This window comes from Balneola sp. (genome assembly GCA_002694685.1).
Lineage (GTDB): Bacteria > Bacteroidota > Rhodothermia > Balneolales > Balneolaceae > Gracilimonas.
This window is the reverse complement of the sequence record NZMW01000011.1, coordinates 91,730-117,072: the sequence shown is the minus strand read 5'-3', so window position 1 is coordinate 117,072 and position 25,343 is coordinate 91,730. Positions and strand designations below refer to the sequence as shown.

The window sequence follows — 25,343 nt, the reverse complement described above, 5'->3', positions numbered from 1 at the left end:
CTAATTCTCTACCAGCTTAAGCAACTCTTCCGGAACATCAATATCCATACGAAGAACCTGAGAAGCGTGCGTTTTACCCTGTGCATCCAGCTTAAGGGAAACCGTACCTCCGCCGCCAAGACTTTTGTTAAGCAGAAAATTCAGCGCTCCAATATTAGGAAGCTCATATCGCTCAACATCACCTTTGCAGACATATTTCATGTGCTCTTTAATACGGTCTGCAGTCAGTTCTTTTTGCAGGAAGGGATAGATATCCGGATGACGAGCGATGATACCGACATTACTTCCATTTCCTTTATCGCCGCTCCGGCCATGAGCAATTTTCAATAGTTTTACGGTAGGCATGATGAATTTATTTTTAGCTGAATTTTTCTAAAGATAACGGGATTTGATTTCACATCACAATGGAATGGAAACAGAACCCCGGTTGTGGTCAATCCGATAAATAATAGACTACGGTAGAAACGACCCTAATATTTTTGATGTGGGGATTATTATTATCTCGCGGCGAAATACTGAATTGCCCCTGATAGGCGGTTTTAATTTTGCCGAGTTTACTGTCCGAATCTTCGGCAAATTTCTGTGCTACTTTGCGAGCCTCTTTTGTTGATTCTTCAATCATTTCTGGCTTGATGTCATTCAGGCTGTTATATAGGTATTCCGTTCTGACCTGATACTCATTTCCGGTAAGCGCAACACCTTGTTTCCCAAGTTCAGCCAGCTTATTCATGATCTTTCGTACTTCAAGCACATTTTCTGAATATACCGTAACGGTTTGGTCGGCTACATATCGATACTCTGGACTTTGCCCGCCCCCATATTGCTGAGCAGATTTGTCGGTAACAAAGGGAGAGGAGGTTGAGATCTCATCTTCATTAACACCATTCTGAATCAGGAAGTCTTTAATTTTTTGCTGACTTTGATCAAGGGATACATAGATATCCTGTAGCTGATTACTGGCTTCGGTAAACTGTATGGGCCAGATGACGACATCAGCAAGTTGCTCACGTTCCGCCAGTCCTTTTACGGTGACAGAACGCTCATATTCTTTATAAGTGATGGCAGCATTGCTGAGAAGAAACCCAAGCGAAGCTAAACCCAAAAAAATGCAGATCCCGAGAATGACTACTCCTCGGTTGTTCGATATATCCATGATGTGTTTCTTGATTTAGAAAAAAAGTAAGATACTAACTTGTTGGATAATAGTATGTGGAGGCAAGTATTGTTCCATTTCCCAAAAACCCTCCGACCACTGAACTAAGCTGTAAAGTTAAACCCTACCTCGAAGTGGTCTGACGATTGAAAGGAGCAAGAAAAGTTGGTAAAGAGGTTGTGCCTTTCCCATTCATCAGACGAACTGGGAGTCGTCGGATGAAGTCATTTTTAAGCTCGTTCGGCAAGTTCCAGCCAAACTAATTCTTTTTCTTCAAGCTCTTCTTTCAGCTGCTCAAATTTCTGAGAAAGTTCGCTCAGTTCCTCATAATCCAAATTTCCGGCACTCATTGATTTTTCAAGTTCGGTTTTCTCCTTTTCCATCTGGGCAATCTCTTTCTCCAGCTTATTGAACTCCCGGCGCTCATTATAACTGAGCTTTTTGGGTTCTTCTTTAGGCTTCTCTTTTTCCTGCTTTGGTTTTTGAGCCGGCGTCTTTTTCTTTTTGCTGTCAGAGCCGTTGCTGACCTTAGCCAGTACTTGCTCCCGGTATTCATCGTAGGTGCCGTGAAAGTCCTGAATGGCGCCCTGACCTTCAAATACAAAGTAATGATCTACAAGTTTATCCATGAAAAAGCGATCGTGAGAAACGATGATCAGGCAGCCGCCAAAATTCATGAGAAAATCTTCGAGTTTATTCAAGGTGAGCAGATCAAGGTCATTGGTGGGCTCATCCAGAATTAAGAAATTCGGGTTTTTAATAAGCACCATCATCAGTCCGAGCCTGCGCTTTTCGCCACCACTGAGTTTTTCTACCGGGGTGTACTGCATTTTGGAAGGAAACATAAAATGCTCGAGAAACTGAGAAGCTGTGATACGATCTCCATTGGCGAGCTCAATCACTTCAGCAACTTCCTTAATAACTTCGATTACCCGTTTCGACTCATCAATTTCAATACCCTGCTGTTGATAATGACCGAATACGATGGTCTCGCCGGTTTCTACCTGACCCGAGTCAGCAGGTTCTTCTCCCATTAATATTTTCAAAAAGGTGCTTTTACCAACTCCATTCTTACCAAGAATTCCAATGCGTTCACCTTGCAAAAACTGATAGCTGAAATCATCCAAGATAACAGTGTCTTCAAATGCTTTGGAAAGGTTTTCAACTTCCAACACTTTACTGCCCATGCGGCTCATGTTCACATCCAGCTGCAGTTCACTTTCTTCCCGCCCTGCATTGGCCTTTTCTTTAGTCTTATAAAAATCTTTGATTCGGGATTTAGACTTGGTTGTTCGGGCCTTAGGTCCGCGGCGCATCCACTCCAGCTCCTTTTTCATCAGCTTGCCGGCTTTGGCGATCTCGGTCGCCTCCACTTCTTCCCGCTCAGCTTTCTTCTCTAAATAGTATTCGTAATTCCCTTTGTGATGATAGAGCTTCCCGTAATCCAGCTCCAGAATATGATTACACACCCGATCCAGAAAATAGCGATCGTGAGTAACCATCAGGAGGGTCATCTTGCTCTTGGCGAGATAGGATTCCAGCCACTCAATCATTTCCACATCCAGGTGGTTAGTCGGCTCATCTAAAATCAGCAAATCAGGTTCATCCAAAAGCACAAAAGCGAGTGCTACTCTTTTTCTTTCCCCACCAGAAAGAGAACCGATAGATTGATCCAGATCGTGGATGTTGAGGACGCCCAAAATCTGTTCCATTTGCTGTTCCACATCCCAGGCCTCGGCGGCATCCATGGCAGCTGAAGCTTTCTCAAACGCTTGCTGGTTTTGTGTGTTGAAGTCTTCGGCTTGGTCACGAACGGCTTTATCATATCGCTGGACAACCCGGATTTTTTCTGAGTTTCCGTGCGCAATGAATTCGCTGATGGTCATGCTTTCATCCATATCCGGCTCCTGTGCCAAAAAGCCAACCTGAATTCCATTTCGGGTCATGACTTTCCCGCTATCGGGTTCCATCTCACCGGCTAAAATTTTCAGGAGGGTGGACTTTCCTGTTCCGTTGGGAGCAATAAGGGCGGTTTTATCACCTCGTGAAATGCCAAAGGTGAGGTCCTCAAACAGAGGTTTAATTCCAAAATGTTTGGAAAGGTTTTCGGTTGAAAGGTAGGTCATGAAAAAATTGGGAATTAGAACTCAGTTGATGAAGCCCTAAAATACGGATTTTATAGCGGGATTTAAGCAAGAGATATAGAAAAGAAATGGTGGGTTACTACAATCTGAAGATCATATACCAATCGTCAACATATGAGGGGAATAAGTATGCAATCTTCAACAAAGAGAATGCTACTCCTTTTCATCCATAAGTTTGATAAGTAAGGTCATAGAACTTTTGATGGTGTAATATTCTTTGCAACTAAAGAGTAAGCCGGCCATGAAGCCAAACCAACAAAATAATCCCATTGCTAAATTAATAACTGTAGGATCGGTACCGTAATTGATAAAGCTGGTTATTCCATACCAGGTAGCCATCAATAAACCGGCACCAACTGACCAGAAGATATTCTTAGCTTTATCTAGCTGCTCATGGGCAAATTCTTGGTACTTTCCATCTTTAAGTAACTGTTTATCCTTATAGAGAAAAAATTGGGATGTATTTTGAAATTGCTCCTCGAAAAATTCTTCAATTGTTTGTTTTGTTGTCATGAAGCTGTCCAATTATTGTTGGTTACTGTAATTTAAAAAATGAATGTTAATATCCAAGTATGTTAGACATAGCTATCATATATGTAATAGGTTATAAGTATTAGAGTGAGAAATATTGTGGATTGAATATAACCTGACATCTGTTTAAGCTGATTGAATAACAAAAAGAAGGAATAATTGAAGTTTAAAAATCCCCCAAAACCAACAAATCAGGACGGTGAAGAACGGTCGGCCGGTTTCGAATTTGAATTTACCGGTGTTGAAATGATCGATGCTGCTGAGATGATTGTGGAGCTGTACGGCGGCAAGGTAAACCAAATCAGCGGGTATGAATTCGAAATTCAGGACACCCGGTTCGGTACTTTCTCGTTGGAACTGGACGCCAGTCTTTTTCTGAATAAGAAATATGAGAAGGTCCTGGAGTCGGTCGGGATTGATGTGAAGAAATTAAAGAATAAAGACAAGCTTGAAGACACCCTTCGGGGCATGGCTTCAACGGTAGTCCCCTTTGAGATTATAACGCCGCCGATTCCTCTTTCACGGCTTAATGAATTAGATAAGCTGGTTGATAAACTACGCGAATGGAAAGCTAAGGGAACAGGAAGTTCATTTTTCTATGCCTTTGGGTTACACATCAACCCGGAAGTACCGGAACTGACAGCAGAAAGTATTGCGAGGCATCTGAAGGCATATGTGATGCTGGACGCCTGGATTCGGCAGGATGCAGAAATTGATATCAGCCGAAAGCTGACGCCTTACATCAACGAGTATGAGATGAAGTACATCCGGCATATTCTCAGACCGGAATATCAGCCTGACCTGAAAACGCTGATCAAAGACTATTTTGAGTATGAGAATTCCAGAAACCGTCCGCTTGACCTGTTGCCTGCTTTTATGTTTATGGATGAAGAATTCACGCAAAGTCATCTTGAAGAGGAGTTGACTTCAGCCCGGCCCACTTTTCATTATAGGCTTCCAAACTGCTCGATAGAAAATGAAGAATGGTCGCTTGCACAGGAATGGAACCGATGGTGGCTGGTAGAGAAATTAGCGGATGATGAGCAGGCACTAAAACGATATTCAAAAGCTTTTTTAGAAATGGATGATAAGTCGTTATTCAGCATGAAAAAGAAATGGGTAAAGCTAATGCAAAGATGGGTAGACAATGAAAGATCGTGAACCTACAATAGGAGTTACGGGTCCTAAGGAAGGTGGGACAGGTGCATGGATTTTTACAGCCCTCTCGATCATACTGCAAGGAGGGAAACCTCTTCGAATTACAACGGAAACACCCAGAAGTATCGATCAAATTGACGGACTTATAATTGGTGGCGGTGCCGATGTTGAGCCGCTGAAATATGGTCAGCAGCGGATCGTGAAAGCAACGCTGGCTAAAGATAAGCGGACCATCTTCGAGTGGCTGCTCTCCATCTTGTTTTTTCCACTCTACTGGCTGGCTCGCTATTTTCAGCATACTAAAAGATCACCCATCGATTTAGAGCGGGATGCGCTAGAACTTGGATATCTGAGTGATGCCATTGAAAAAGGTATTCCCGTATTGGGAATTTGCCGCGGGATGCAACTTATGAATGTGCATTTCAAAGGGACTTTGCATCAGGACATTCGGGGGTTTTATGCAGAGAAAGCGCAGGTTTCTTCCATATTTCCCAAAAAGCGGATTAAGATTAAAGATCATACCAAGTTATGTGAGCTGCTCCAAACGGATGTCTGCAACGTGAATGCACTTCATAACCAAGCCATAGATAAACCCGGAGAGGGTATTGAGGTTGCGTGTGAAGAATTGAATACTGGCATCACGCAGGCGATCGAACATTCAGGATATCCGTTTATGATTGGGGTGCAGTGGCATCCGGAATATCTCATCCAAATTTCCCGACAGCGAAATATTTTTAAGCAGTTGGTGAATGCGGCGCGGTAAAGAGAGCATGGATTTTATGGGCTGTCATGTAACAAAGACAACCTGTAAGACGCTGTTTAACGACGATGTCGTCATCCTGAATTTATTTCAGGATCTTTGTGAGGTCTCTTGGACGGAGTAGCCTTTGAAGCCTCAAACAATCAATAGAATAACCGTATAACTTCTAGCCACATCTTAAGATCCCGAAATAAATTCGGGATGACTACTTATGCTTTACGTACTTGAAACGAGTGGTTGGGATAGAAGTACCATCCTGCCGTATTATCTAAAAGCAGGCGGCTTCTGATTGTTGGCCGCATGCTTTATAATTTCGCCAATCCGCTTTTCCCGGGTTTCTTTTTTCTTGCACGATACAAGCCAGTACAACAGGCGTTTTCGGTCAGATTTACTCAAGCTTAGAAAGAATTCCTTTGATCCTGAATTTTTGTGGAATTCCTTTTCTGAATCATCGGGAATAATCAGGGCTTCAACTCCATCCAGAATAGTCCAGGAACCATTTTGCTTTGCCGTTTCAATGATTTTCAGGCCAGACTTAGTCATTAAGCCAGCTTCTTTGAGCTTCTTAACTTTCTCTTTGTTTATTTTTGACCAGATACTTTTTTCTTTTCTAGGGCAAAAATACTGCATGTACTTCTCGTCGTCGATGGCTCTCCGTGTGCTGTCAATCCATCCAAAGCACAGGGCTTCATCAACAGCTTCACTCCAGGAGATGGTCGGTTCATCGGAGTTCTTTTTGTATAAAATCAGCCAGATTGATTTCTTCTTTTTATGATTGACAGTCAACCATTCCCGCCATTCTTGGGTGTTTTTGGGATAAAAGGATTCGGGACTTTCCTTGCTCATGCTATCTTATTTGGATAATGATCAGTCGGGGTAGGGTTATTAAATTAACTCTTCCAACCTAAGAGTCACGCAAAATTTTCTCCATCTTTTTACCTTTCGCTAACTCGTCAACCAGTTTATCCAAATACCTCACTTTTTGTGTAAGCGGGTTTTCAAGTTCTTCCACTCTATAGCCACAAATTACTCCTTTGATAAGGTGAGCATTGGGATTTAGCTGAGCTCTATTAAAGAAGGTCTCAAACGTAACTTTTTCGTCAATAAGCTCTTGGATTTTTTGATCACTAAATCCAGTCAGCCAGGTTATTACCTGATGCAGTTCTTCTGTTGTTCTGCCTTTACCCTCAACTTTTGTGATATAGTGCGGATATACGGAGGCAAAGGTCATACTTGCAATTCGAGCATTGTGTTTAGGAGTTGTTTTCATAGCAAAGTATTTACGTTATTCGGTGGATTTCACACGATATCTTTTTTGGATAGTTCCACCGGGGGATGAAGACACTTCTATCAGCTTTAAGGACTGCTCAATTCCCTCATTGCCGAATAATGGAATTCCGTTTCCAAGCAGGATTGGGAGTACCGTAATGGTAAGTTCATCAATGAGTTTCGCCTTAAGAAAACGTTGAATGGTAATACCGCCGTCAATATAAAGGTGGTTCTTGCCTTCCCCGGAAAGCGTCGTAACAATCTCATGAGGAGTTCCGGACTCAACTCGTACTTTATCTCCCAAACGCTCCGGAACCGTCAGTTTTCTTGTGGTTAATACAATGACTTCGATGTCCTCGTAATACCAGTCATCGAAGGTCAATACTTTTTCAAATGAATGGCGCCCCATAACAATGGCATCCACTGTTGAAATGAATTCGGTATAGTCTAATCCAACCTGTGCTGCATCTTCATACTCTGACCTGTGAAGCCACTCAATATCCCCATCCGGTTTTGCGATAAAACCGTCAGCACTGGTAGCGATATAAACGGAGCATTTCATTTGAATTTATTGGATTTCGAGCTTTACTTTTTTACCTAATGCCTTCGCATATTTAGTAAGCGTAGAAAGTTTAATATCCTCGGCATGATTTTCCATTCTGGAAATCACTGATTTCGTGGTGTTCAGCTTCTCGGCAACATCAGCCTGAGTTACTCCCATATTTTCACGAGCCTGACGAAGTATTACTCCGATCTTGAAATTGAGGTATCCTTCCTCAAAATTTTCGGCAAACTCTGGGCTTTCGGCTTTCTTTTGATCGATAAAAATTTCTAAATCATCTTTACTCATTCTTCTTTCCTCCGGTAATAATCACGTTTACGTTCTTCGGCAGTCTCAATTTCCTGTTTTGGGACTTTATTCGACTTCTTGGCAAATCCACTAGTTAAGACAATTAGTTTTGGCCCGTCAAAGAATCCCAACAACCGAAAAGTATTGTTACCAAGCGTTGCTCGTACTTCCCAAATATCATCGGTGCTTTTGAGCTTCTTCAAATACTGAGTGGGAACTTGTTCTAAATCACGAACAACACGAAGTGTCCAGGCCACTTTTTTGGATTGTTTGTCAGGAAGACTGTGCAAAAAATCTTCGACAGGACAATTCCCGGCTTTTGTTCGGTAAAACTTGATAACGCGCATATTTCAAAGTTAGCATATATGCGAACTTTTTCAAATAAATTTTATTGCGAAAAGAGAGGAGAAGTAAATGAAGAACATAACGACCCTGAGCAGAACGGGCGCGGGGATTATAATTTAGTTGAAGTAGCAAAATTAATTCTTGGCAATCAAGTTCCATCGCACCCCGCCCGAGTCCGATTTGAATCGCATTGTTATGCAACCCGTAGTTTATGTGTGAGTTTCCGAACAGCATTTACGAAGTCATTTTCTTCAACTTTGGAGCAGAAAGCAATTATACTTTCTAAAGACTCAATTATCCATGCATTCTCAGTAGCAGAGAGACTTTTCTGGAATTTTTTGATTTCCTCTACTCCGAAAGACTTCAAGCCTTCATTTTCTAAATCTTGCTTCAAGTTGGAAATCGAATCTATTCCCAACTTTGGGTAATCATTAATTGCATCGTATAGAAGCTGAAGTTCTTGTGCGAATTCCTGATTCTTTGTAGAAAGATTTTCAATATCAGAAAGTGTTAGCTCCAATGATTCTTGATTAGGTTGCATAACGACCCTGCGTTTAAGCGGCGCGGGGATTATGATTTATTTTGAAGTAGCAAAATTAATTCCTGGCAATCAAGTTCGATCGCACCCCGTCCGATTTAAAACAATTGTTATACCGCAAAATGTTAACTAGAATATTTGTAGATGTATTCCCGAATTGTTTCAAGAACATCCTCATCAGAGCTTTGTAATTTCCAAGTATTCAGCCAAATTCCAGTTGAACCATTTGAAATACCTTTTTCAATGAGACGTCGGTCATAACTTTTGTTATCAAAAAATCTTTTGTTGTCTTTTAAGCTTAGTTCTATGACACGAAATGTTTGAATAAATCGATTTACTTCATGAATTCTCGCAGCTTGAATGTTTCCCCATGGAATAAATCCAAGACCGTAGCTACTGTCAGTAATTCCATTTTCATCTAAAATTATAAGTTCACTATTTCGGTATTGTTGAAAAAGGCGCCAAAAACCTCGGGCTGCAAGAATAGCAAATAGGATTAAAGATGGAATTACAAAAGCTTTATCGACTCCGGTTGCATATAACCAGATTAGAAAAGCACCGCCTGCTATTCCAAAAACTAAGCGATTAAGAAGTCGGGATTTATCTGCTTTAAAGACGATTTTTGACATAGACGTCATTGTGGTAATACGGCCCAGCGTTTAAACGGCGCTGGAATTTTGATTTAGTTGAATTAGCGAAATTAATTCTTGGCAAACAAGTTTCCATCGCACTCCGTCCGCGTCCGATTTAAAACGCCTTGTTATTTATACCGCGGATTCTGTTGGCTTTAATTTTTTTAGTGTTAGTCTTGGAATTAGTACAGCACATATAAATATAATTCCAGTTAACATGAAAGTTTTACCAAACTCAATCCACTTAAAATCTTCTCCAAGAATCGGTTCTTCAAATGAATACGCTATTCCAATAGCAGGAGGTAAAGCCAAAATTAAAACGGTAATAAATAAGCCAATTGAAGTATTTTTTAACCAAATCTTAGATTCAGCTATTTTTTCAAATATTGTGTACAATCCAAAATAAATAGGTGACAATACTAAACCTACAGCTCCTGCAAAATAGCTGCCTAGAATCAGTGAGAATGGAAAGTGAGAAATAGCGTCAGAAATAGTCCAATCATAAAAAAATACGGGCCAAACTAAACCACCTAAAATTAGCCAAACTATTAAACCAACAAGAAAACTGGCTAAAGTCCATTGAAAAGCACGAATTAAGATTGGCTTCATTTTCTAGAATTTACAACGCTTGTTAGTTGTCATCTTTATAGTTGATTAAGAATAATGATGCAAAGGAAGGTAAGATAAACCAAAGTAATAGCTGAGCTTTATAAACTATTTCAGGATTGTAATTAATTAGATCAGGGAGAAATAAAGATAAAGGAAAAAGTATTAGTACAGATAAACCTAGTCTCCATTTTCTAAGAAAAAGTAATACAATCGCCTCAGTAACTACAGTTATTACCCATGAAATAATAACGATCATATGGAGAGCATTTACAGCAACATCTCTCTCCTCAAAGCCAAGTATAATGATGGTCAATAGAAGGGTAACACTTCCAAGAATTGTTTTTTTCTTTGGGAAATTCATGATGCAACTAACGACCCTGCGCATAACGGGCGCGGGGATTCTGATTTTCTTGAAGTAGCGAAATTAATTCCTGGCAATCAAGTTCCATCGCACCCAGTCCGCTTTAAAACGCCTTGTTAGCCTTCATTTTCTTTGTAGTTATCAAACTCCCAGTGAAGTTCTTTACTTAGTTGTGTTGAAATCTCATCCCAGTTTTTCCCATTACAATGACGAAGTAATTTTTGGATGGACTTCTCAACCAATTCCCAAGAAAAGTAATCAATAATTAAATACCCTCGTCCCCAACGAGGCTTATCATCGTTTTCGAGAAAACTTGGGGTAACTACATGAAATGAAAAAATATCAGAACCTTCTTCAGCTTCTAAACCAATATTGGCTTCGATGAATACTGAACAGTTGTCAGGGTTTTCAGGTAATTCCCCTTCATCGAGTTCAGTGCTGATAAGGTATTTCAATTCTGGTTTTTTCATGGAGGCTAACGACCCAGCGTTTAAGCGGCGCAGGTTCTCGGTTTTCGTTGAAGTAACGGATTAATTTTATTGCTCACAAGCTTACCATCGAACCCACCTGCGTCCGACTTGAAACGCTTGTTAGTGCACGTTCTATTTTGCTAGGAAACCAACCATGCAATAAATAATCCGAATAAAACAATCAAAGAAATTGTCGCAGGAATAGCTGCATACATATATCGAAAAATTATATTGTCCTTCCATTTTTCATAGTCATTAAAGACTAATAAAGGGAACAGAAGAAAAAATACCATTGCTATTCCAATTTGAAGGGCATCATCGGTAATTCGAACTTTAGATTCTCCATTTTGGATAAGTTCGATAAGATGATATCCTGCTATGTCTGAAATTCCCGTCTACAATCTTAATGTGTCACCGACTTCAGCCACGTGATACACAGTAGGAGGAACACTAATATCCTTTTCTTATATTTTTAAAGAGTAAGAAGTATAGTCTTTAGATTTTACTGTGTAGCTACCAAGCTCTTTATCAAGGATCACTCGTACTTCAATATTGGGATTTGGAATAACTGTTCCAATAATTACATACAATGCAGCGGGAAAGCACAATACCAGTGCCAAGAATCTGTTCAATCGGTAGTACCAGGGTATTTCAGGTTTTAAGAACAGATTGTAAAATAGTGTAGGATTACTATTTGAATAATTTGGTACTTCGCTTTGAGATCCTTCAATATCAGGAGCATTTCCCTTTTCTTCTAAAATCTCTTTAGCAATTCTTATCGCTTCAGGTCTAAATTGATGTTCATTCTGGAGGATATGAAGCAGTTCGGCCTCACTTTTTTCTTCCATTTTTTTCCGAACAATTTCTGACATGGTTGGTTATTTGTAGAAGTGCACTAACATAATATTATCCGAACAAGGGGCTTGTTAGGGCGCGGCGGATAAGATCCGGTGATCGCCCCTCAAGCTCATGATTCGGTGTTTTTTGGATGTTATCCGTCTGCTTAGTCGTCTAAAGTCCCGGATAAAATTCTACAGGAATGTGCCGAATTCTCTTCAGAAAGGAAAATCAATTGTTTAGGCAGAAGAGGCAGTAGCCAACCCAAGTCATCCTGAGGGTGCCCCCGAAGGATCTGCAAAAGTAAGAAATAGCATCTACCCGAGAAGATGCTTCGGAAGTATCCTCAGCATGACCCGAAAAGAGAGGTTACCCTGGTCACTGGTCATTGGGATTTGGAGCCTGGTACTTAGAGTTTGAGCTCTTAATACAAAATCCGAGTCTTAATCGTATGCTTCACATTACGGATTTCTTCCAGCACCTGGTCGTCATACTCTTTGTCCACATCTAACACCACATAACCGATATGCTCATTGGTTTTCAAATACTGCCCCAGAATGTTGATGTCTGAATCGGACAGGCAGCGGTTAATTTCAGAAAGCACACCCGGCTTGTTCTCGTGGATGTGTAAAATACGATGCGCATTTTTTTGTACCGGCAGATTCAGTGGCGGCACGGAATGAGATCCCACCGTAGTTCCATTATCAATCAGGTTGATGAGTTTATTAGAAACATCGGACCCAATATTGTATTGAGCCTCAATGGTAGAACCGCCGATATGCGGGGTTAAAATAACGTTGGGTAAATTCTGCAATTCAGTGTGGAAAGATTCCCCCGATGATTCCGGCTCTTCAGGGTATACGTCAATACCAGCTCCGGAAATATGTCCCGATTCAATGGCCTCTTTCAAAGCTTTAATATCAACGACCGAACCACGGGATAGATTTAAAAGTACGCTGCCCTGTTTCATTTGTGAAAACCGTTCGGCATCCATCATCATGTCGGTGCTTGGTGTAGCCGGCACATGCAGAGTTACGATGTCTGATTTTTCGAGGAGCTCTTCCATGGTTTCAATTCGGGTGGCATTACCCATTGGGAGCTTCGGTTCTACATCATAATACAGTACATCAAACCCCATATTCTCAGCCAATACAGAGACCTGAGAGCCAATATGACCGTAGCCAATAATTCCCATTTTTTTGCCGCGTACCTCATAGCTTTCTTTAGCGTCTTTCAGCCAGGTGCCTTCGTGCGCTTTTTTATCACGGAGCGGGATGCGTCGCTTCAACATAATAGACTCGGCGATAACCAGCTCAGCCACAGAGCGCGTGTTTGAATAGGGAGAGTTGAAGACGGTGACGCCAGCTAACATGGCGGCTTCCAGATCAACCTGATTGGTTCCAATACAGAAACATCCAATGCCCTTAAGTTTTGGAGCATTTTTAATCACTTTCTCAGTCATCTGAGTCTTGGAGCGAATGCCAATCAGGTGTACATCCTGGATTTTTTCGAGGAGCTCATCTTCACTCCAGGCTTCATCCTGAGTTTCAACATTCAGGAATTGGTGATTTTTGAAATTTTCTTCTGCTTTGGGGTGAATTCCTTCCAACAAAAGGACTTTGATATTTTCTTTGGGATAAGAAAGATCTTCTTGGGATGATGACATAAAATTGTTTTGAGTGTAAGTGAGGTGTGGAATGTAAAAAAGATTTCTGTTTATATAAGGTTGAGTCTTGGAGAGATATAAAATAGTTGTGCAGTAATCTCTGTTTTCCTTTTTATCCATTTATTACAGAAGTTCAAAGAACCAAAACCATTCTAACTATCTAATTACAGACATGAACAACTCACGCCGCGATTTCCTCAAAAAAACAGCTTTAACAACCGGAGGAGTGTTTTTTGCAGCCGCAAATCCCTCACTTGTATTTGGGGCTGATGAGAAATTTGACTTCAAAATCTCGCTCGCAGAGTGGTCCCTGAATCAACAGATTTTTGGCGGTGAAATGACGAACCTTGATTTTCCGGAAGTAGCAAAAACCCGCTTCGGGATTGATGCGGTTGAGTATGTGAATCAGTTTTTTGCAGATAAAGCGAAGGATATGGATTACCTGAAAGAGCTGAACATGAGAGCCGAAGATCAGGGAGTTAGAAATCTTCTGATCATGGTAGATAACGAAGGCTTCGTGGCTGCAGCTGATGATAAAGAACGAAACGCGGCTGTAGATAATCACAAAAAATGGGTGGATGCAGCAAAATTTCTGGGCTGCCATGCAATCCGAATTAACTTGTTCGGTTCAATAGAAACGGAAGGGGATGTGGAGGCATGGAAGAGTGCTGGAGTTGATGGATTGGGTAAGCTGGCTGAGTATGGAAGTGAGCAGGAAATCAGTGTAATCGTTGAAAATCACGGAGGGCTGTCTTCTCATGCCGGCCATTTAGCAGATGTCCTCAAACAAGTTGACAGTAAGTGGGCGGGTTCATTGCCTGATTTTGGAAACTTCTGTATCAGCCATGGCGATAATGCCCGATGGGGAGATACATGCGTAGAAAAATATGATACCTATAAAGGAGTAAAAGAATTGATGCCCTTTGCCCATGGAGTGAGCGCCAAAACCTATGCCTTTGATGAAGACGGGAATGAATCCACACTTGATTATATGAGGCTGATGAAGATTGTGAAAGAATCGGGTTTCAATGGTGGGTACGTCGGTGTGGAGTATGAGGGAAGCTCGCTGCCAGCTAATGAAGGTATTATGGCGACTAAAGACTTATTGGTTAAAATCAGGGAAGAGTTGGGGTGATTGGTTCCGACGCAGAGCGTCTGAACCAGATTTAATGTTGATGTTCCGATCGCTTCAAAACCGTTTATAAAATACTGAAATCGGGTTGTGAAGGGCTAAAACCCTTCACTTGTTTACTGGAAGAGAGTGAGTATAATTATTTGTCTTCCGGTATGTAAGCGAGTCGTTTACGGCATCGCGGTGCTTTTATGTTAGTTGCTTTTCCTCACGATGCCCTTACTAATTACTACCGCCCCTGTACGCGCTTTCGTAGCTTCATGCTGGTTTTATACTGCTTGTTATCCCGGACAAGGTGGAGGCTCATCTCTTCGCCTTCAACGTATTCGCGCATCAAAGCCCAGGCATGCATCTCGCTGGTTACGCGCTCATCTCCAATTTGTACGATTACATCGCCCGGCATAATTCCGCATTCATAGGCCGGACCGCTTTTGTTAACCTCCGTCACAAAGAGCCCTAATACTCGTGGGATGCTTGGATACTGCATGATTAGCTGTCGGGTGACGGGCACAAACTTCATCCCTGGATCATATTCCAGGGAAACGGAGCCCGACTCTTTTAGCTGTCCAATAATTTTTTTGACCCTGTTACTGGGTATTGCAAATCCCAGACCTACAAATCCACCGCTGGTACCACCGGTATAAATAAAAGTATTTACTCCCATCACCTCGCCGTTACTGTTCACAAGAGGGCCGCCGGAATTACCGTGGTTAATGGCCGCATCGGTTTGAATCATTTCAACATAAACGCGTGGGTCCTTGGGGTCAGGCCTGAAGTCTCTTTCTTTGGCGCTAACCACTCCTACCGTTACTGAAGGCTGACCATCTGAAAAAAGCCCAAATGGATTCCCCATCGCGATCGTCCATTCGCCCACCATGATTTCATCAGAATCTGCGAAGTTTATGTAAGGGAAAGACTCGCGGTCTCCTTTAATTTTGAGCAAAGATAAGTCGGCAAGTTCATCCGATCCGAGCAGCTCGGCTTCATAAGTATTGCCATCAGAAAGGGCGATCATGATTGTTTTAGAATTCTTGCTGGCTACGTGTTCATTGGTTACAACCAATCCATCTTCACTAATAATAAATCCTGAACCTACACTCTTTACTTCTCTCTGAATGGGGACATCAAAATATCGGAAAAAGAAGGCATCAAACTCGCGGGTGTAGCCGCGCTGAAGTTCCGTAACCGTGATGCTTACAATAGCTGGCCCGGCCTTTTCAACAGCATTGGTAATTGCATTTCGGCGGCTGTCATCAACGGAAGCAGGCTGATTAGGTTGAGCTTTTAGCTGAGTATCCTGCTGAGCATTTGCAAAGGTGCCTACCGATGCTAATGGAGATGGCTTGAGAGCGGCTTGATCCTGATTAGCCGAGCATCCTGCAAAAAGAAGAGATATAAGTAGAATAGTAACGGTTCTGATCATAAACTAAATTAGCTGCGATTATTATTTCAGAATGAAATGTGTAGTTGCAAATGGAGTCGATTAACGGATTAATCGGGTAGTGATTGTCTGATTAATTACTAAAACTGAAATTAAAGCCGATGGTAAAGCCTAAAAAGAATGGTTCCCATATGCATCATCAAAACCGACGTTAATTTGTACTCTTTGCTGGTAAAGACCCTTTTGCGCTTTAGAACAATATATCCGAATAGCGGGGTTTTAGGAGGTATTTTCATCTTGTTTTTGATGAGCTGCTTTTCTGTCATCGCAAAAAGAGGTATGCCAATTTCAGCAGGTAGTCCTTCATCTTTAGACATACTCGGGAGAATCCCCTTATTGGAAGTGTACACATTGTTGACTAAATAAGGCCGTTTTTGGGTAAGTACGCGCTGGAATGTGTCTTCCCGCATCAGTTCCCTTGGGCCATACCTGCGGGGAAGCTGTGTTCCATTTGCCAGTAACATTTGAACGTTTCCGTCTTTAATGGTCCAAAATGAAAGGTGATCAGTATGAAGTTTATTGCCTAAGATCTTGCATAATTTCTGAGCGGTACTGACAAAGTCTCCGGATGAAAGCTCAAATAAAATCTGCTTAGTTATTTCCTTTTTATCGTAAACTAATTTTTCAGGAAGATCAGGGATGTCAACACTGGCTACAAACTTAGCGCGAATCCGATTGCGAACGGATTCCATATCTGAGTTGAAAAGGGATTTGTCAATGAAATCAGATGCACCCAGATCAAGAGCAATTTGTTCTTTTTCAACAGAGGGAAGGCTGGTCATAATCAGAACGGGAATATTACGCCGGTCGGCGTCTTCCATCAAAACCTGTAGAAATTCCAATCCTGACATGCCGGGCATATGAATATCGGTGAGAATAAAATGCACCTTATGTTCGCTGAGCATATCAATGCCCTCTTGTGCAGTTCCGGCCATTAGGATGTTGTACTCATCTCCCAAGAGCTTATTCAGCATGAGGTGCATCGGAGTATCGTCGTCGATGATCAGTAAATTATATTCGTGCTCCATGATGTATCTCTAAACAAATTATGATGCCTTATTATAGTAAAAAACTCGGAATTAGAACTATAATTGTTCTTGCCCTACGCTAATTACTTCTTCCATAGCTTTTTTAACCGGACCGGCATGCCAGGCTCCAGCTGCTTTTTTATGACCACCACCGTTAAAGCGGCGCGCCCACTTGTTTACATCTATATTGCTTTGTGAACGCAGGCTTAACTTCACCCGGTCGCCATCTTCACGAAATAGCACACAGGCTTTGACGCCTTCAATGCTCAGCGGATACTGCACAAAGCCTTCGGTGTCTTCGTTTGATGTCCCGGTTTGCTCAAACATTTCTTCAGTGATAGTGATGGTAGAAATTTGTCCATCTACGTGTAGTTCGATGGTTTCGAGCGCCATGCTGAGCAGCTTCAATTGCTTTAACGGACGAGAACTGTAAATCTTCTCCGTTATTACATTTGGGGTAAAACCACCTCGTTTCAGCAAATCAGCACCGGCACTTAGCGTTCCCGGTTTCACGCTGTCAAATTGGAATGAACCAGTATCGGTTACCAGTCCCAGATACATCGCTTTGGCTGCGTGCTCATCAATTTGATCAGGATCATGCTCGCTGTAGAGTTTATGAACAAGTTCACAGGTGGAAGAAGCACTCACCTCCGAAACAAACTCCTCAAAAATATTATCAGGGTCGGGGTGGTGGTCAATCATATAAATAGGCTTCCCCAATTCCGATAGGTACTCAGCAGTTTCACCAAAACGGTGTAAAGCATTTCCATCTACAACCACAAAGGCATCGAAATCAGTGAGATGATTTTTAGCAGGTTTTATGATGGGGAAAAAATTGAGCAACCACTCCATGTTTTGAGGGATGGAGTCTTCATTAAAAGCAGTAGTATCAATCCCGTTTTTCTGCAGCCATAAGCTAAGTGCAACCTGAGACCCAAGGCAGTCCCCATCGGGACGAACGTGAGAGAAAACAGCTACTTTTTGATGTTTCTGAATTTTTGAAATAAAGTTTTTAAACATATTTGTTTCCATAGGCTCAAAAATAGGCGAACATTGACACAAATCCATTTATTTTACAGTGAAATAATAGTCAGCTTAATACACACACATGCACGCAGTTATAGTTAGTAACGGATTTCCGCCGGGCAAAGAATTATTGAAAGAAGAACTGAAGTCAGTGAAAATCATAATTGGTGCGGATGGAGGTGGGAATACCTTGATCAAAAATAAGGTGAAACCGGATGTGGTAATTGGCGATTTAGACAGTTTTGTAAAGCCGGAAACGGTTGACTTTGAAATCATCAAAGATCCTGATCAGGAAACTAATGACTTGGAGAAAGCACTTTCATTAGCACTGAAAAGAGGGGCCAAAACCTGTGTGGTGTTAGGCGCTTTTGGTAAGCGGATGGATCACTCTTTGAAAAACCTGTCTGTTCTCAGTCAATTTCACCCCAAATTTGAAAACCTGATGTTTGTGGATGAGAGTCTGACCGCTCAAATGGTGACTTCAACTTTTAAAGCTGAGCGGCCAATTGGCAGTATCGTTTCATTATTTCCATTATCAGGAAAAGTAAGTGGGGTTACTACAAAGGGATTGAAGTTTCAGCTAAACGGGGAAGCATTAGAAAACGGAAAACGGGATGGGACTTCTAATGAAAATAATGAACGAGAATTTTCTATAGAAATTGAAGAAGGAGAGCTAGCTGTTTTTCTGGAGAATACGGTAGAGTAGAAGCCATCCTGAGCAGACTTGTGCTGGGTCTAAAGAAAGAAGGTGTTGGAGTTTGTCTTAGCTCGGGGAGATTCTTCGGGAGTACCCTCAGACTGACATTAACTCTCAGCTACTTTTTCCATCGACTTCTTCCAGGCGAGGTATCCTGCAAAAGCTAAGCCAGTAAAAATAAGGAACTGGAAACTGGTGAGAACCAATCCTTTGTAGAAATAAAGAGGCACGGAAATAATATCGGTGATGATCCAGGCAACCCAGTTTTCGATTTTCTTCCGAGCCATCAGCCACATTCCGGCTATAGCAAAACTGGTAGTGGTAGAATCCCAGAAAGGCACATCGCTATCGGTAAAGTTAGTAAGCACAAAATACAGGATGGCAAAGGAGCCCAATAACAGAGCAGCGGTAATCAGGTTTTCTTTTTGGTTGTTGATAGTCACCCGAACCTGTTCCCGATCTTTACTTTTGGGATGAAGCCAGAAGTACCAGCCATACACACTCATCACGAAGTAATAGAAATTGACGCCCATATCAGCATAGAGTTTATACTGAAAGGCGAGGTACACATAAATCAATACACTGATGATTCCTGTGGGATAAACCAGAATGTTCTCTTTCATGGAAAACCAAACGCTCATCAAACCGGTAGCCACGGCAATCCACTCCAAAGTGGTGGTTTGGATGATGCCGTTTATAATACCTTCGATGATGTATTCCATGGATATGAGTTAAGTGAGCGGCAAAAATAGAAAAATTCCGTAAGGAATGATGACGAATATGTTCTTACTTGAAAAGAATAAAAACTGAAAGCCAACTTTTGTGAGGACCCCAGAATGAATGACTTAAGGGCTGATAAATAGAAACCAATCAAGGTCATCCAGAGCATATTTGCGAAGGATCTACATGAGTGTGAAATAGAATTGAAGCGGGAATAGGCTTGGGAAGATTCTTCGCAAATATGCTCAGAATGACTTTATTCACTACCGCCCTTTCAATACACCTGAAAGGTTTAGTTTATGAATAGGAATGAGATAAGAGGAAAGCATTTCGTCTTTGTGGATGCCCAGTTCTCCAGTTCCCCGAAAATCGACCATGCAAATTTTTTCTGCAGTTTGAACCACTTCGCCAATCCCATAAAACTCTGGGCTGGGACCGTAATAAACCAGATCGCCGGTGCGAAGCGTATTTTTTGCACGGCGGTGATAGGGTAGAATCACCGGGAGGAGATCAAGTCGGTATGAAAGTCTTCGTTTTTTTGTACTGCCCATCAGTATTACTTCTTCTGATGAATATTAATTTTTCGTTTTGAATCTGAAAGGTGCGAAATCTCAATCCAGATTGCCTCTTCAGGAATCAGGCCTTCAATTCTTTTCGGCCATTCGACTAAACAAACGCCATCACCGTAAAAGTATTCTTCAGCTCCAATTTCCAGAGCTTCCTGTTCGTGCTTCAGTCGATAACAATCAAAGTGATACACGGGAAGTTCCCCGGAATATTCATGGATCAAAGTATAGGTAGGTGAGCTGACTTTTTCAGGATTAATCCCAAAATAAGAAGCAACGCCTTTAACGAAGTGCGTTTTACCGGCCCCTAAATCACCATCCAGGCATACAACATCCCCTGCTTCAAGCTGTTTGCCAAACTCAAAACCAACACGAATGGTTTCTTCCACGGATGTACTCTCAGTTGACTGCACGCTACTTAGGTTTTAGAGTGGCTACCGGTAAAATCATCTCTTCCATCGAAGCACCACCATGCTGAAAAGTATCACGGTACCGGTTTTGGTATTTATGGTAGTTGGTTGGATACACAAAGTAGTAGTCTTCACGGGCAATCATATAGTTATTGACGGATCCGACTTTGGGAAGGCGATACTGCTCAGGGTCGTCCATGAAAATTACAGAATCAGCTTCATCAGCCTTTAAGTTGCGGCCATATTTGTAGCGAAGATTAGTGGCGGTGTCCTTATCACCATAAACCTTAGTGTCGCGCAAAGCACGAACCGAGCCGTGGTCGGTAGTGATGATTAGAGTAACATCTTCTTTTGCCAATCCTTTGAACATTTGCAGCAGAGAAGAGTGCTGAAACCAAGCTTCCGTAACGGCCCGGAAAGCGGAAACATCGGGTGCCAGTTCTTTAATAACATCAGAATCTGAGCGGGAGTGGACCAGCGTATCTACAAAATTAAACACAAAGGCTGCCAGTTTAGATTGAGCATAACTGCCAATTTTATCGGCAACTTTTCGGCCGGCATCGGCATTCAGTATTTTTTCATATTTGAAATTAATGTCAATACCATCTCGATTCAGTTGTTTTTGAAGCAGCTCTTCTTCGTGGCGGTTCAGTGAAGACTCGTCCTGACCCTGTTGCCATAGTTCCGGATACATGCGCTCTATATCAGCCGGATATAGTCCTGAGAAAATAGCATTTCGGGAATAAGGCGTTGCGGTAGGTAAAATAGAATAGTAGAAATCCGTATCGATTGAGAAGTACTTCGATAGCACCGGCTCAAAAACGAGCCATTGATCGTACCGCATACAATCAACGAGAAAGAACATCACTTTTTCATCCTTCTCTAAACGAGGGTTCACATACTTCTTGAAAATTTCATGCGATAATAAAGGCCGGCTGTCATCCTTTTGAACCCAGTCTTTATATTCCTGATTCAGAAACTTTCCAAATTCCTTATTTGCCTGCTGAAACTGATCGTCGAGGACCTGAACCAAGCCTTCATCACTATCACCCAGATCAATTTGCCAGTTGGTAAGCTCTTTATAAATATCTATCCATTCTTTCCAGTGCGTTCCGGGGTGAATGCGAGACGAAAGCTCATTGAACTGCTTAAGATATGTTTGGGCAGATTTCTCAGATTGAAGTCGGCTTCGCTCAAGCAGCCTCTTTGTAGTGAGTAAAATCTGGTTCGGATTTACCGGCTTGATGAGATAATCAGAGATCTTACCTCCAATGGCATCTTCCATGATCGATTCCTCCTCACTCTTGGTAATCATAACCACCGGCATAGAAGGCTGAATGGCTTTGATTTTCTCGAGGGTTTCCAGTCCGCCCATACCCGGCATCTGCTCATCCAAATACACGATATCGAATGGTTCGGAGGATATCATACTGACGGCATCATCCCCGTTAGATACCGGTGTGATTTCAAATCCTTTTTTTTCTAAAAATATAATATGTGATTGCAGGTGATCGATTTCATCATCTGCCCAAAGTATTTTTGGCATGAAGTTCTTTAATTTTATTGCCTCTAAAACACTAAAAGATAAGTTCGTTTAGGTTCTTCAACAATTTGTGATTTAGGGGCTTTTTAATTCTATTTGCCGAGAGTTATAAATGGCCGGATATTTTCTAGCCTTTTTTCGCCAATGCCTTTTACGTTAACGAGTTCATCTATGGAATCAAAACCGCCATTTGCTTCTCTGTATTCAATAATTCGCTGAGCATAGGCTTCGCCAATTCCGTCTAATGTCTGTAGCTCTGAACTGGTTGCTGTATTTATATTAATCTTTTCGGTTGAAGCCGGAATTTGTTCTTTTGTTTCTGTGGAACTGGTTTCATAATTATCAGACGGAGAAGTAGATTCACTAACAACTTGGGGAGGATTATATTTTGCATCGAGTTCCTTTTGTTCTTCCCGAAGCAGCTGACTTCTTTTATTAAATTCGGCAGAAATAGCATCGTACTTTTGCTGGCTGTAATTATAGGTTTTTGAAATGAAGAAGTTCGAGATCAGGAGAATAGAAATCAGCACCAGTAAGGCAACCACCGAGATGCGTTCGGTGCGGGAGATCTGGAGGCGATCAATCCAGAAGAATGCTTTACGTTTCAGGTCATTAAATTTCATGTACCTAATATGGTTTAGGAGCCGGAAAAACTCAACTTCGAATCTTTCCTTGTTTCCTAATGAGGGAAGTGAGAAGTTTGGCAAAATTTAAGCTATGTCAGAAAACCACACATTCAAATATCAGGATCAGGAAATTGCCTACGAAAAAGCCGGCAATGGGAAGCCATTAGTAATACTGCACGGCTGGGGAAGCAGTAAGCGAGCAATGATGCCGGTCGCCCAAAACCTTGCTCAACTTAGAACGAGCTATGTGATAGACCTTCCCGGTTTTGGAGATTCGCCAGAACCTTCCGGGGCTTGGGCCATTGATGATTATGCGGACGCTATTCAGGCTTTTATAGAATCCTTAGAAGAGGATAAAGTTGACCTGCTGGTGCACTCATTCGGCGGACGAATTATGCTGAAGCTGTGTGCCAGAGAGTTTGGGAAATCTCATGTCGATAAGGTCCTGATTACGGGTGGAGCAGGCATGAAGCCAAAGCGCTCATTAAAATTCTATATCAGGAAATACACAGCCAAAATTCTGAAAGCACCTTTTATGATTTTACCCGGATCACTCCGAGCCAAAGCGCTGGGATGGTTGCGGACTACAGCCGTCTGGAAAAGCTTGGGCTCAAGCGACTACAGTAAACTGTCGGGGGTTATGAGAGAAACTTTCGTGAAGTCAGTGACGGAATATTTAGAATCTTCACTTCCAAATATTCCGCATGAAGTGCTTTTACTTTGGGGAAGAAATGATGATGCAACTCCTGTATATCAGGGACAGCGAATTGAAAAAGGAATTAATAATGCCGCACTGGTCATTATCGAAGATGCCGGTCACTATGCCTTTCTCGATAAGCCCAAGCAGTTTGCGAGGATAGCAGAAGCTTTTTTTAAGGGTTAAAGTAGATGTAAGATATTAGATGATAGATGTGAGGTTATTTATCTAATATCTTACGTTTAGAATCTCACTTCTATCAAGAAAATACTTCACCCCAAGCTCTTCTATTTCCAGTCCGGCATTGAGTAAGCTGATTCCTGCTTTCTGAGCCTTCCTGCTGCTTTTATCACCATTAATCCCATAAATAGGATCATCGATGATAGGATAGCCCCATTGTTCGAGATGTAATCGTATCTGATGCGTACGGCCTGTTTTTGGGGAGCATTTAATTAAGGTAGATTTCCCTGACCGCTCTACAACTTCAAAATGCGTGATGGCTTCTTTAGCCTGATTAAGCCCAAGCTTACTTTCAAAGACAAATCCATTTTTTCTTCGAATGGGAGAGTCGATGGTGATTACATTCTCTTTTGGATTTCCAGAGATGTGAGCGAAGTAGGTTTTTTTGACTTTAGATTCACTAAAGGCAATCATCGCCTGTTGAGCAAAGGCTTTATTGCGAGCTAAGAGTACGAGCCCTGAAGTTACAGCATCAAGCCGGTGAACAATTCGTAAGTTCTCGAATCCCTGCTCTTCCAGAATAGCCGTCAGCGAGTTTTTGTTATACCGGCCACCGGGATGCATCGGCAATGGAGCGGGTTTAAATACAATGAGGTAATCATCGGTTTGCTCCAATACTTCAACTTCATCGGGAACGGAAGGCTCCACGACTTTAGGGTTATGATGATAGACTTGATCGTGTTTAGAAAGAATGTAATTTGAATCTGCTTCACTTCCATTCACCCCAACAAGCCCGGCCTTTATTTTAGACTCCCAAACCTTTGCACCGTGAAATGGAAATCGGGTGGTCATTAATTCGAGCAGAGGTTTCCCATTGAACTCCGATTTCACCGTAAACCGATACGTAATAGGATAAGGCTCTACAATCCGAACTTTACGACTGTGCAGCTTGCTGTTGCTCAAGGTCTCTCTCTTTGAAGTCTTCACCGAAATAATTATACCATTTTCTAAATGGCTTAAATGCATTTTCCGGATCAAAAGGGCGTTTGTATTCGCTTTGGCGACACTCCTCGCTACAGCACCCGTCCATTTTATGAGCACCCTCTTCCGAGCAGACAAACAGCTTATTACACTCCATATTCGCACAGTTTATGTAGGTATCAGCCGGTTTTCCGGTGATTTCACACCGGGCGATAGGCTCCAAATCTTTTGGGTTTACAGGCACCACCAGGCGATCATCAAACACAAAGCATTTGCCTTCAAAGTGTTTTCCGCCTTCTTCCTTGGCATACTTTAGAATTCCGCCGTGCAGTTGATTTACATCATCCCAGCCGCCTTCCTTCATCAAAACAGAAAACTTCTCACAGCGAATTCCGCCGGTGCAGTACATCAATACTTTTTTGTCTTTGGGAATGTTGGCTTCTTCCAGCCACTCAGGAAAGTCGTAGAAGTTATCAAGGTCCGGGGTGAGTGCGCCTTTGAAATGTCCGATCTTGGATTCATAATTGTTTCGAACGTCAATCATCACGTAATCATCCTGAGATTCCATCACGTTACGCCATTCATCAGGAGCCAGGTAATTACCGCCGTTCTCCGGGTTGACGTCATCGACGTGCAGGGCTACAATTTCATCACGGGTCTTGCAGATCAGCTTAGCAAAGGGGATGTAGTCGCTTTCTTCCTGTTTAAATTCGGTGTCATCAAAACCGGGTAAAGACCACAGGTAGTTTTTGTATTCTTCAATTTGCTGGTCAGTTCCACCGGCAGTTCCGTTAATTCCTTCATCAGAAATATAGATTCTTCCCTTCAACCCAATTTCTTTGCAAAAGCTTTTGTGTGCTTTGCAAAAACGATCGGGATCTTCAATCGGTTCAAAGTTGTAATAAAGTATTACTTGATACATTTTTTCTCTTAAATTATAAGAACTGTATAGCTACAGCGTTCATCATTTGCG

31 protein-coding genes are annotated in these 25,343 nt (G+C 41.9%); 5 read left to right on the top strand and 26 right to left on the bottom strand.

Annotation, left to right across the window (positions count from 1 at the left end; all coding sequences use genetic code 11):
* The 4 genes from CL667_12920 to CL667_12905 all read right to left on the bottom strand — a co-directional run bounded on the left by CL667_12920 (position 1) and on the right by CL667_12905 (position 3,810).
* Complete coding sequence (locus CL667_12920; protein ID MAL18601.1) at positions 1-345, bottom strand: hypothetical protein; 345 nt, start codon at positions 343-345, stop codon at positions 1-3.
* A gap of 88 nt (positions 346-433) precedes the next feature.
* On the bottom strand, positions 434-1,153 hold the full coding sequence (locus tag CL667_12915; GenBank protein ID MAL18600.1) for a hypothetical protein: 720 nt from the start codon (positions 1,151-1,153) through the stop codon (positions 434-436).
* 230 nt (positions 1,154-1,383) lie between these two features.
* On the bottom strand, positions 1,384-3,279 hold the full coding sequence (locus CL667_12910) for an ABC transporter (GenBank protein MAL18599.1): 1,896 nt from the start codon (positions 3,277-3,279) through the stop codon (positions 1,384-1,386).
* Between the two features lie 171 nt (positions 3,280-3,450).
* Positions 3,451-3,810 (bottom strand): hypothetical protein, encoded by a 360-nt coding sequence (locus CL667_12905; GenBank protein ID MAL18598.1) that lies wholly within the window; start codon positions 3,808-3,810, stop codon positions 3,451-3,453.
* A gap of 177 nt (positions 3,811-3,987) precedes the next feature.
* Between CL667_12905 and CL667_12900 the strand changes: the two genes are divergently transcribed.
* Both CL667_12900 and CL667_12895 read left to right on the top strand, forming a co-directional pair.
* The gene (locus CL667_12900; GenBank protein MAL18597.1) at positions 3,988-4,989 is read left to right on the top strand and encodes a hypothetical protein; all 1,002 of its coding nucleotides are present in this window, start codon (positions 3,988-3,990) and stop codon (positions 4,987-4,989) included.
* Entirely contained in the window at positions 4,976-5,749 is a 774-nt protein-coding gene (locus CL667_12895) for a gamma-glutamyl-gamma-aminobutyrate hydrolase (GenBank protein MAL18596.1), read from the top strand. Before CL667_12900 ends, CL667_12895 begins: the two co-directional genes overlap by 14 nt.
* 261 nt (positions 5,750-6,010) lie before the next feature.
* Here the strand turns inward: CL667_12895 and CL667_12890 are convergent, their stop codons facing one another.
* The 12 genes from CL667_12890 to CL667_12835 all read right to left on the bottom strand — a co-directional run bounded on the left by CL667_12890 (position 6,011) and on the right by CL667_12835 (position 13,323).
* Positions 6,011-6,592, bottom strand: coding sequence for a hypothetical protein (locus CL667_12890; protein ID MAL18595.1), 582 nt, complete (start codon positions 6,590-6,592; stop codon positions 6,011-6,013).
* Between the two features lie 58 nt (positions 6,593-6,650).
* On the bottom strand, positions 6,651-7,016 hold the full coding sequence (locus CL667_12885; protein MAL18594.1) for a hypothetical protein: 366 nt from the start codon (positions 7,014-7,016) through the stop codon (positions 6,651-6,653).
* Between the two features lie 15 nt (positions 7,017-7,031).
* Positions 7,032-7,577, bottom strand: a complete 546-nt coding sequence (locus CL667_12880) for a deaminase (GenBank protein ID MAL18593.1) — start codon at positions 7,575-7,577, stop codon at positions 7,032-7,034.
* A 6-nt stretch (positions 7,578-7,583) separates the two neighbouring features.
* Complete coding sequence (locus tag CL667_12875) at positions 7,584-7,865, bottom strand: transcriptional regulator (GenBank protein MAL18592.1); 282 nt, start codon at positions 7,863-7,865, stop codon at positions 7,584-7,586.
* Positions 7,862-8,212, bottom strand: a complete 351-nt coding sequence (locus CL667_12870; protein ID MAL18591.1) for a hypothetical protein — start codon at positions 8,210-8,212, stop codon at positions 7,862-7,864. Before CL667_12870 ends, CL667_12875 begins: the two co-directional genes overlap by 4 nt.
* 191 nt (positions 8,213-8,403) lie before the next feature.
* The gene (locus CL667_12865; GenBank protein MAL18590.1) at positions 8,404-8,751 is read right to left on the bottom strand and encodes a hypothetical protein; all 348 of its coding nucleotides are present in this window, start codon (positions 8,749-8,751) and stop codon (positions 8,404-8,406) included.
* 122 nt (positions 8,752-8,873) lie between these two features.
* Complete coding sequence (locus CL667_12860) at positions 8,874-9,377, bottom strand: hypothetical protein (GenBank protein ID MAL18589.1); 504 nt, start codon at positions 9,375-9,377, stop codon at positions 8,874-8,876.
* A gap of 135 nt (positions 9,378-9,512) precedes the next feature.
* The gene (locus CL667_12855) at positions 9,513-9,989 is read right to left on the bottom strand and encodes a hypothetical protein (GenBank protein MAL18588.1); all 477 of its coding nucleotides are present in this window, start codon (positions 9,987-9,989) and stop codon (positions 9,513-9,515) included.
* Between the two features lie 22 nt (positions 9,990-10,011).
* Positions 10,012-10,374 (bottom strand): hypothetical protein, encoded by a 363-nt coding sequence (locus tag CL667_12850; protein ID MAL18587.1) that lies wholly within the window; start codon positions 10,372-10,374, stop codon positions 10,012-10,014.
* A gap of 92 nt (positions 10,375-10,466) precedes the next feature.
* Positions 10,467-10,820: a hypothetical protein gene (locus CL667_12845; GenBank protein MAL18586.1), complete on the bottom strand. Its 354-nt coding sequence runs from the start codon at positions 10,818-10,820 to the stop codon at positions 10,467-10,469.
* 464 nt (positions 10,821-11,284) lie between these two features.
* On the bottom strand, positions 11,285-11,692 hold the full coding sequence (locus CL667_12840; GenBank protein MAL18585.1) for a hypothetical protein: 408 nt from the start codon (positions 11,690-11,692) through the stop codon (positions 11,285-11,287).
* 389 nt (positions 11,693-12,081) lie between these two features.
* Positions 12,082-13,323: a phosphoglycerate dehydrogenase gene (locus tag CL667_12835; GenBank protein MAL18584.1), complete on the bottom strand. Its 1,242-nt coding sequence runs from the start codon at positions 13,321-13,323 to the stop codon at positions 12,082-12,084.
* A 172-nt stretch (positions 13,324-13,495) separates the two neighbouring features.
* On the opposite strand from CL667_12835, the gene CL667_12830 reads away from it, so the two are divergent.
* On the top strand, positions 13,496-14,458 hold the full coding sequence (locus CL667_12830; protein MAL18583.1) for a xylose isomerase: 963 nt from the start codon (positions 13,496-13,498) through the stop codon (positions 14,456-14,458).
* A gap of 226 nt (positions 14,459-14,684) precedes the next feature.
* Here the strand turns inward: CL667_12830 and CL667_12825 are convergent, their stop codons facing one another.
* From CL667_12825 to CL667_12815, 3 genes are all read right to left on the bottom strand, one after another.
* Complete coding sequence (locus CL667_12825; protein ID MAL18582.1) at positions 14,685-15,878, bottom strand: hypothetical protein; 1,194 nt, start codon at positions 15,876-15,878, stop codon at positions 14,685-14,687.
* Between the two features lie 110 nt (positions 15,879-15,988).
* Complete coding sequence (locus tag CL667_12820; GenBank protein MAL18581.1) at positions 15,989-16,924, bottom strand: response regulator; 936 nt, start codon at positions 16,922-16,924, stop codon at positions 15,989-15,991.
* Positions 16,925-16,981: 57 nt separating this feature from the next.
* On the bottom strand, positions 16,982-17,944 hold the full coding sequence (locus tag CL667_12815) for a DHH family phosphoesterase (protein ID MAL18580.1): 963 nt from the start codon (positions 17,942-17,944) through the stop codon (positions 16,982-16,984).
* A gap of 88 nt (positions 17,945-18,032) precedes the next feature.
* On the opposite strand from CL667_12815, the gene CL667_12810 reads away from it, so the two are divergent.
* Positions 18,033-18,656, top strand: a complete 624-nt coding sequence (locus tag CL667_12810; protein ID MAL18579.1) for a thiamine diphosphokinase — start codon at positions 18,033-18,035, stop codon at positions 18,654-18,656.
* A gap of 98 nt (positions 18,657-18,754) precedes the next feature.
* On the opposite strand, the gene CL667_12805 is transcribed toward CL667_12810, so the two are convergent.
* The 5 genes from CL667_12805 to CL667_12785 all read right to left on the bottom strand — a co-directional run bounded on the left by CL667_12805 (position 18,755) and on the right by CL667_12785 (position 22,509).
* Complete coding sequence (locus CL667_12805; GenBank protein ID MAL18578.1) at positions 18,755-19,375, bottom strand: nicotinamide mononucleotide transporter; 621 nt, start codon at positions 19,373-19,375, stop codon at positions 18,755-18,757.
* A 255-nt stretch (positions 19,376-19,630) separates the two neighbouring features.
* The gene (locus tag CL667_12800) at positions 19,631-19,918 is read right to left on the bottom strand and encodes a hypothetical protein (GenBank protein ID MAL18577.1); all 288 of its coding nucleotides are present in this window, start codon (positions 19,916-19,918) and stop codon (positions 19,631-19,633) included.
* Positions 19,919-19,923: 5 nt separating this feature from the next.
* On the bottom strand, positions 19,924-20,346 hold the full coding sequence (locus CL667_12795) for a tRNA (adenosine(37)-N6)-threonylcarbamoyltransferase complex ATPase subunit type 1 TsaE (protein MAL18576.1): 423 nt from the start codon (positions 20,344-20,346) through the stop codon (positions 19,924-19,926).
* A gap of 1 nt (position 20,347) precedes the next feature.
* Positions 20,348-21,889, bottom strand: coding sequence for a response regulator (locus CL667_12790; GenBank protein ID MAL18575.1), 1,542 nt, complete (start codon positions 21,887-21,889; stop codon positions 20,348-20,350).
* An 89-nt stretch (positions 21,890-21,978) separates the two neighbouring features.
* Positions 21,979-22,509, bottom strand: a complete 531-nt coding sequence (locus tag CL667_12785; protein ID MAL18574.1) for a hypothetical protein — start codon at positions 22,507-22,509, stop codon at positions 21,979-21,981.
* Positions 22,510-22,603: 94 nt separating this feature from the next.
* Here CL667_12785 and CL667_12780 point away from each other — a divergent pair, with 94 nt between their 5' ends.
* Positions 22,604-23,395, top strand: coding sequence for an alpha/beta hydrolase (locus tag CL667_12780; GenBank protein ID MAL18573.1), 792 nt, complete (start codon positions 22,604-22,606; stop codon positions 23,393-23,395).
* Between the two features lie 42 nt (positions 23,396-23,437).
* Here CL667_12780 and CL667_12775 read toward each other — a convergent pair whose 3' ends face one another.
* A complete protein-coding gene (locus CL667_12775; GenBank protein ID MAL18572.1) occupies positions 23,438-24,337 on the bottom strand; it encodes an RNA pseudouridine synthase in 900 nt (299 codons plus the stop codon).
* Complete coding sequence (locus CL667_12770; protein ID MAL18571.1) at positions 24,324-25,292, bottom strand: hypothetical protein; 969 nt, start codon at positions 25,290-25,292, stop codon at positions 24,324-24,326. The genes CL667_12775 and CL667_12770 overlap by 14 nt, the downstream gene beginning before the upstream one ends.
* Positions 25,293-25,343 lie beyond the last annotated feature (51 nt).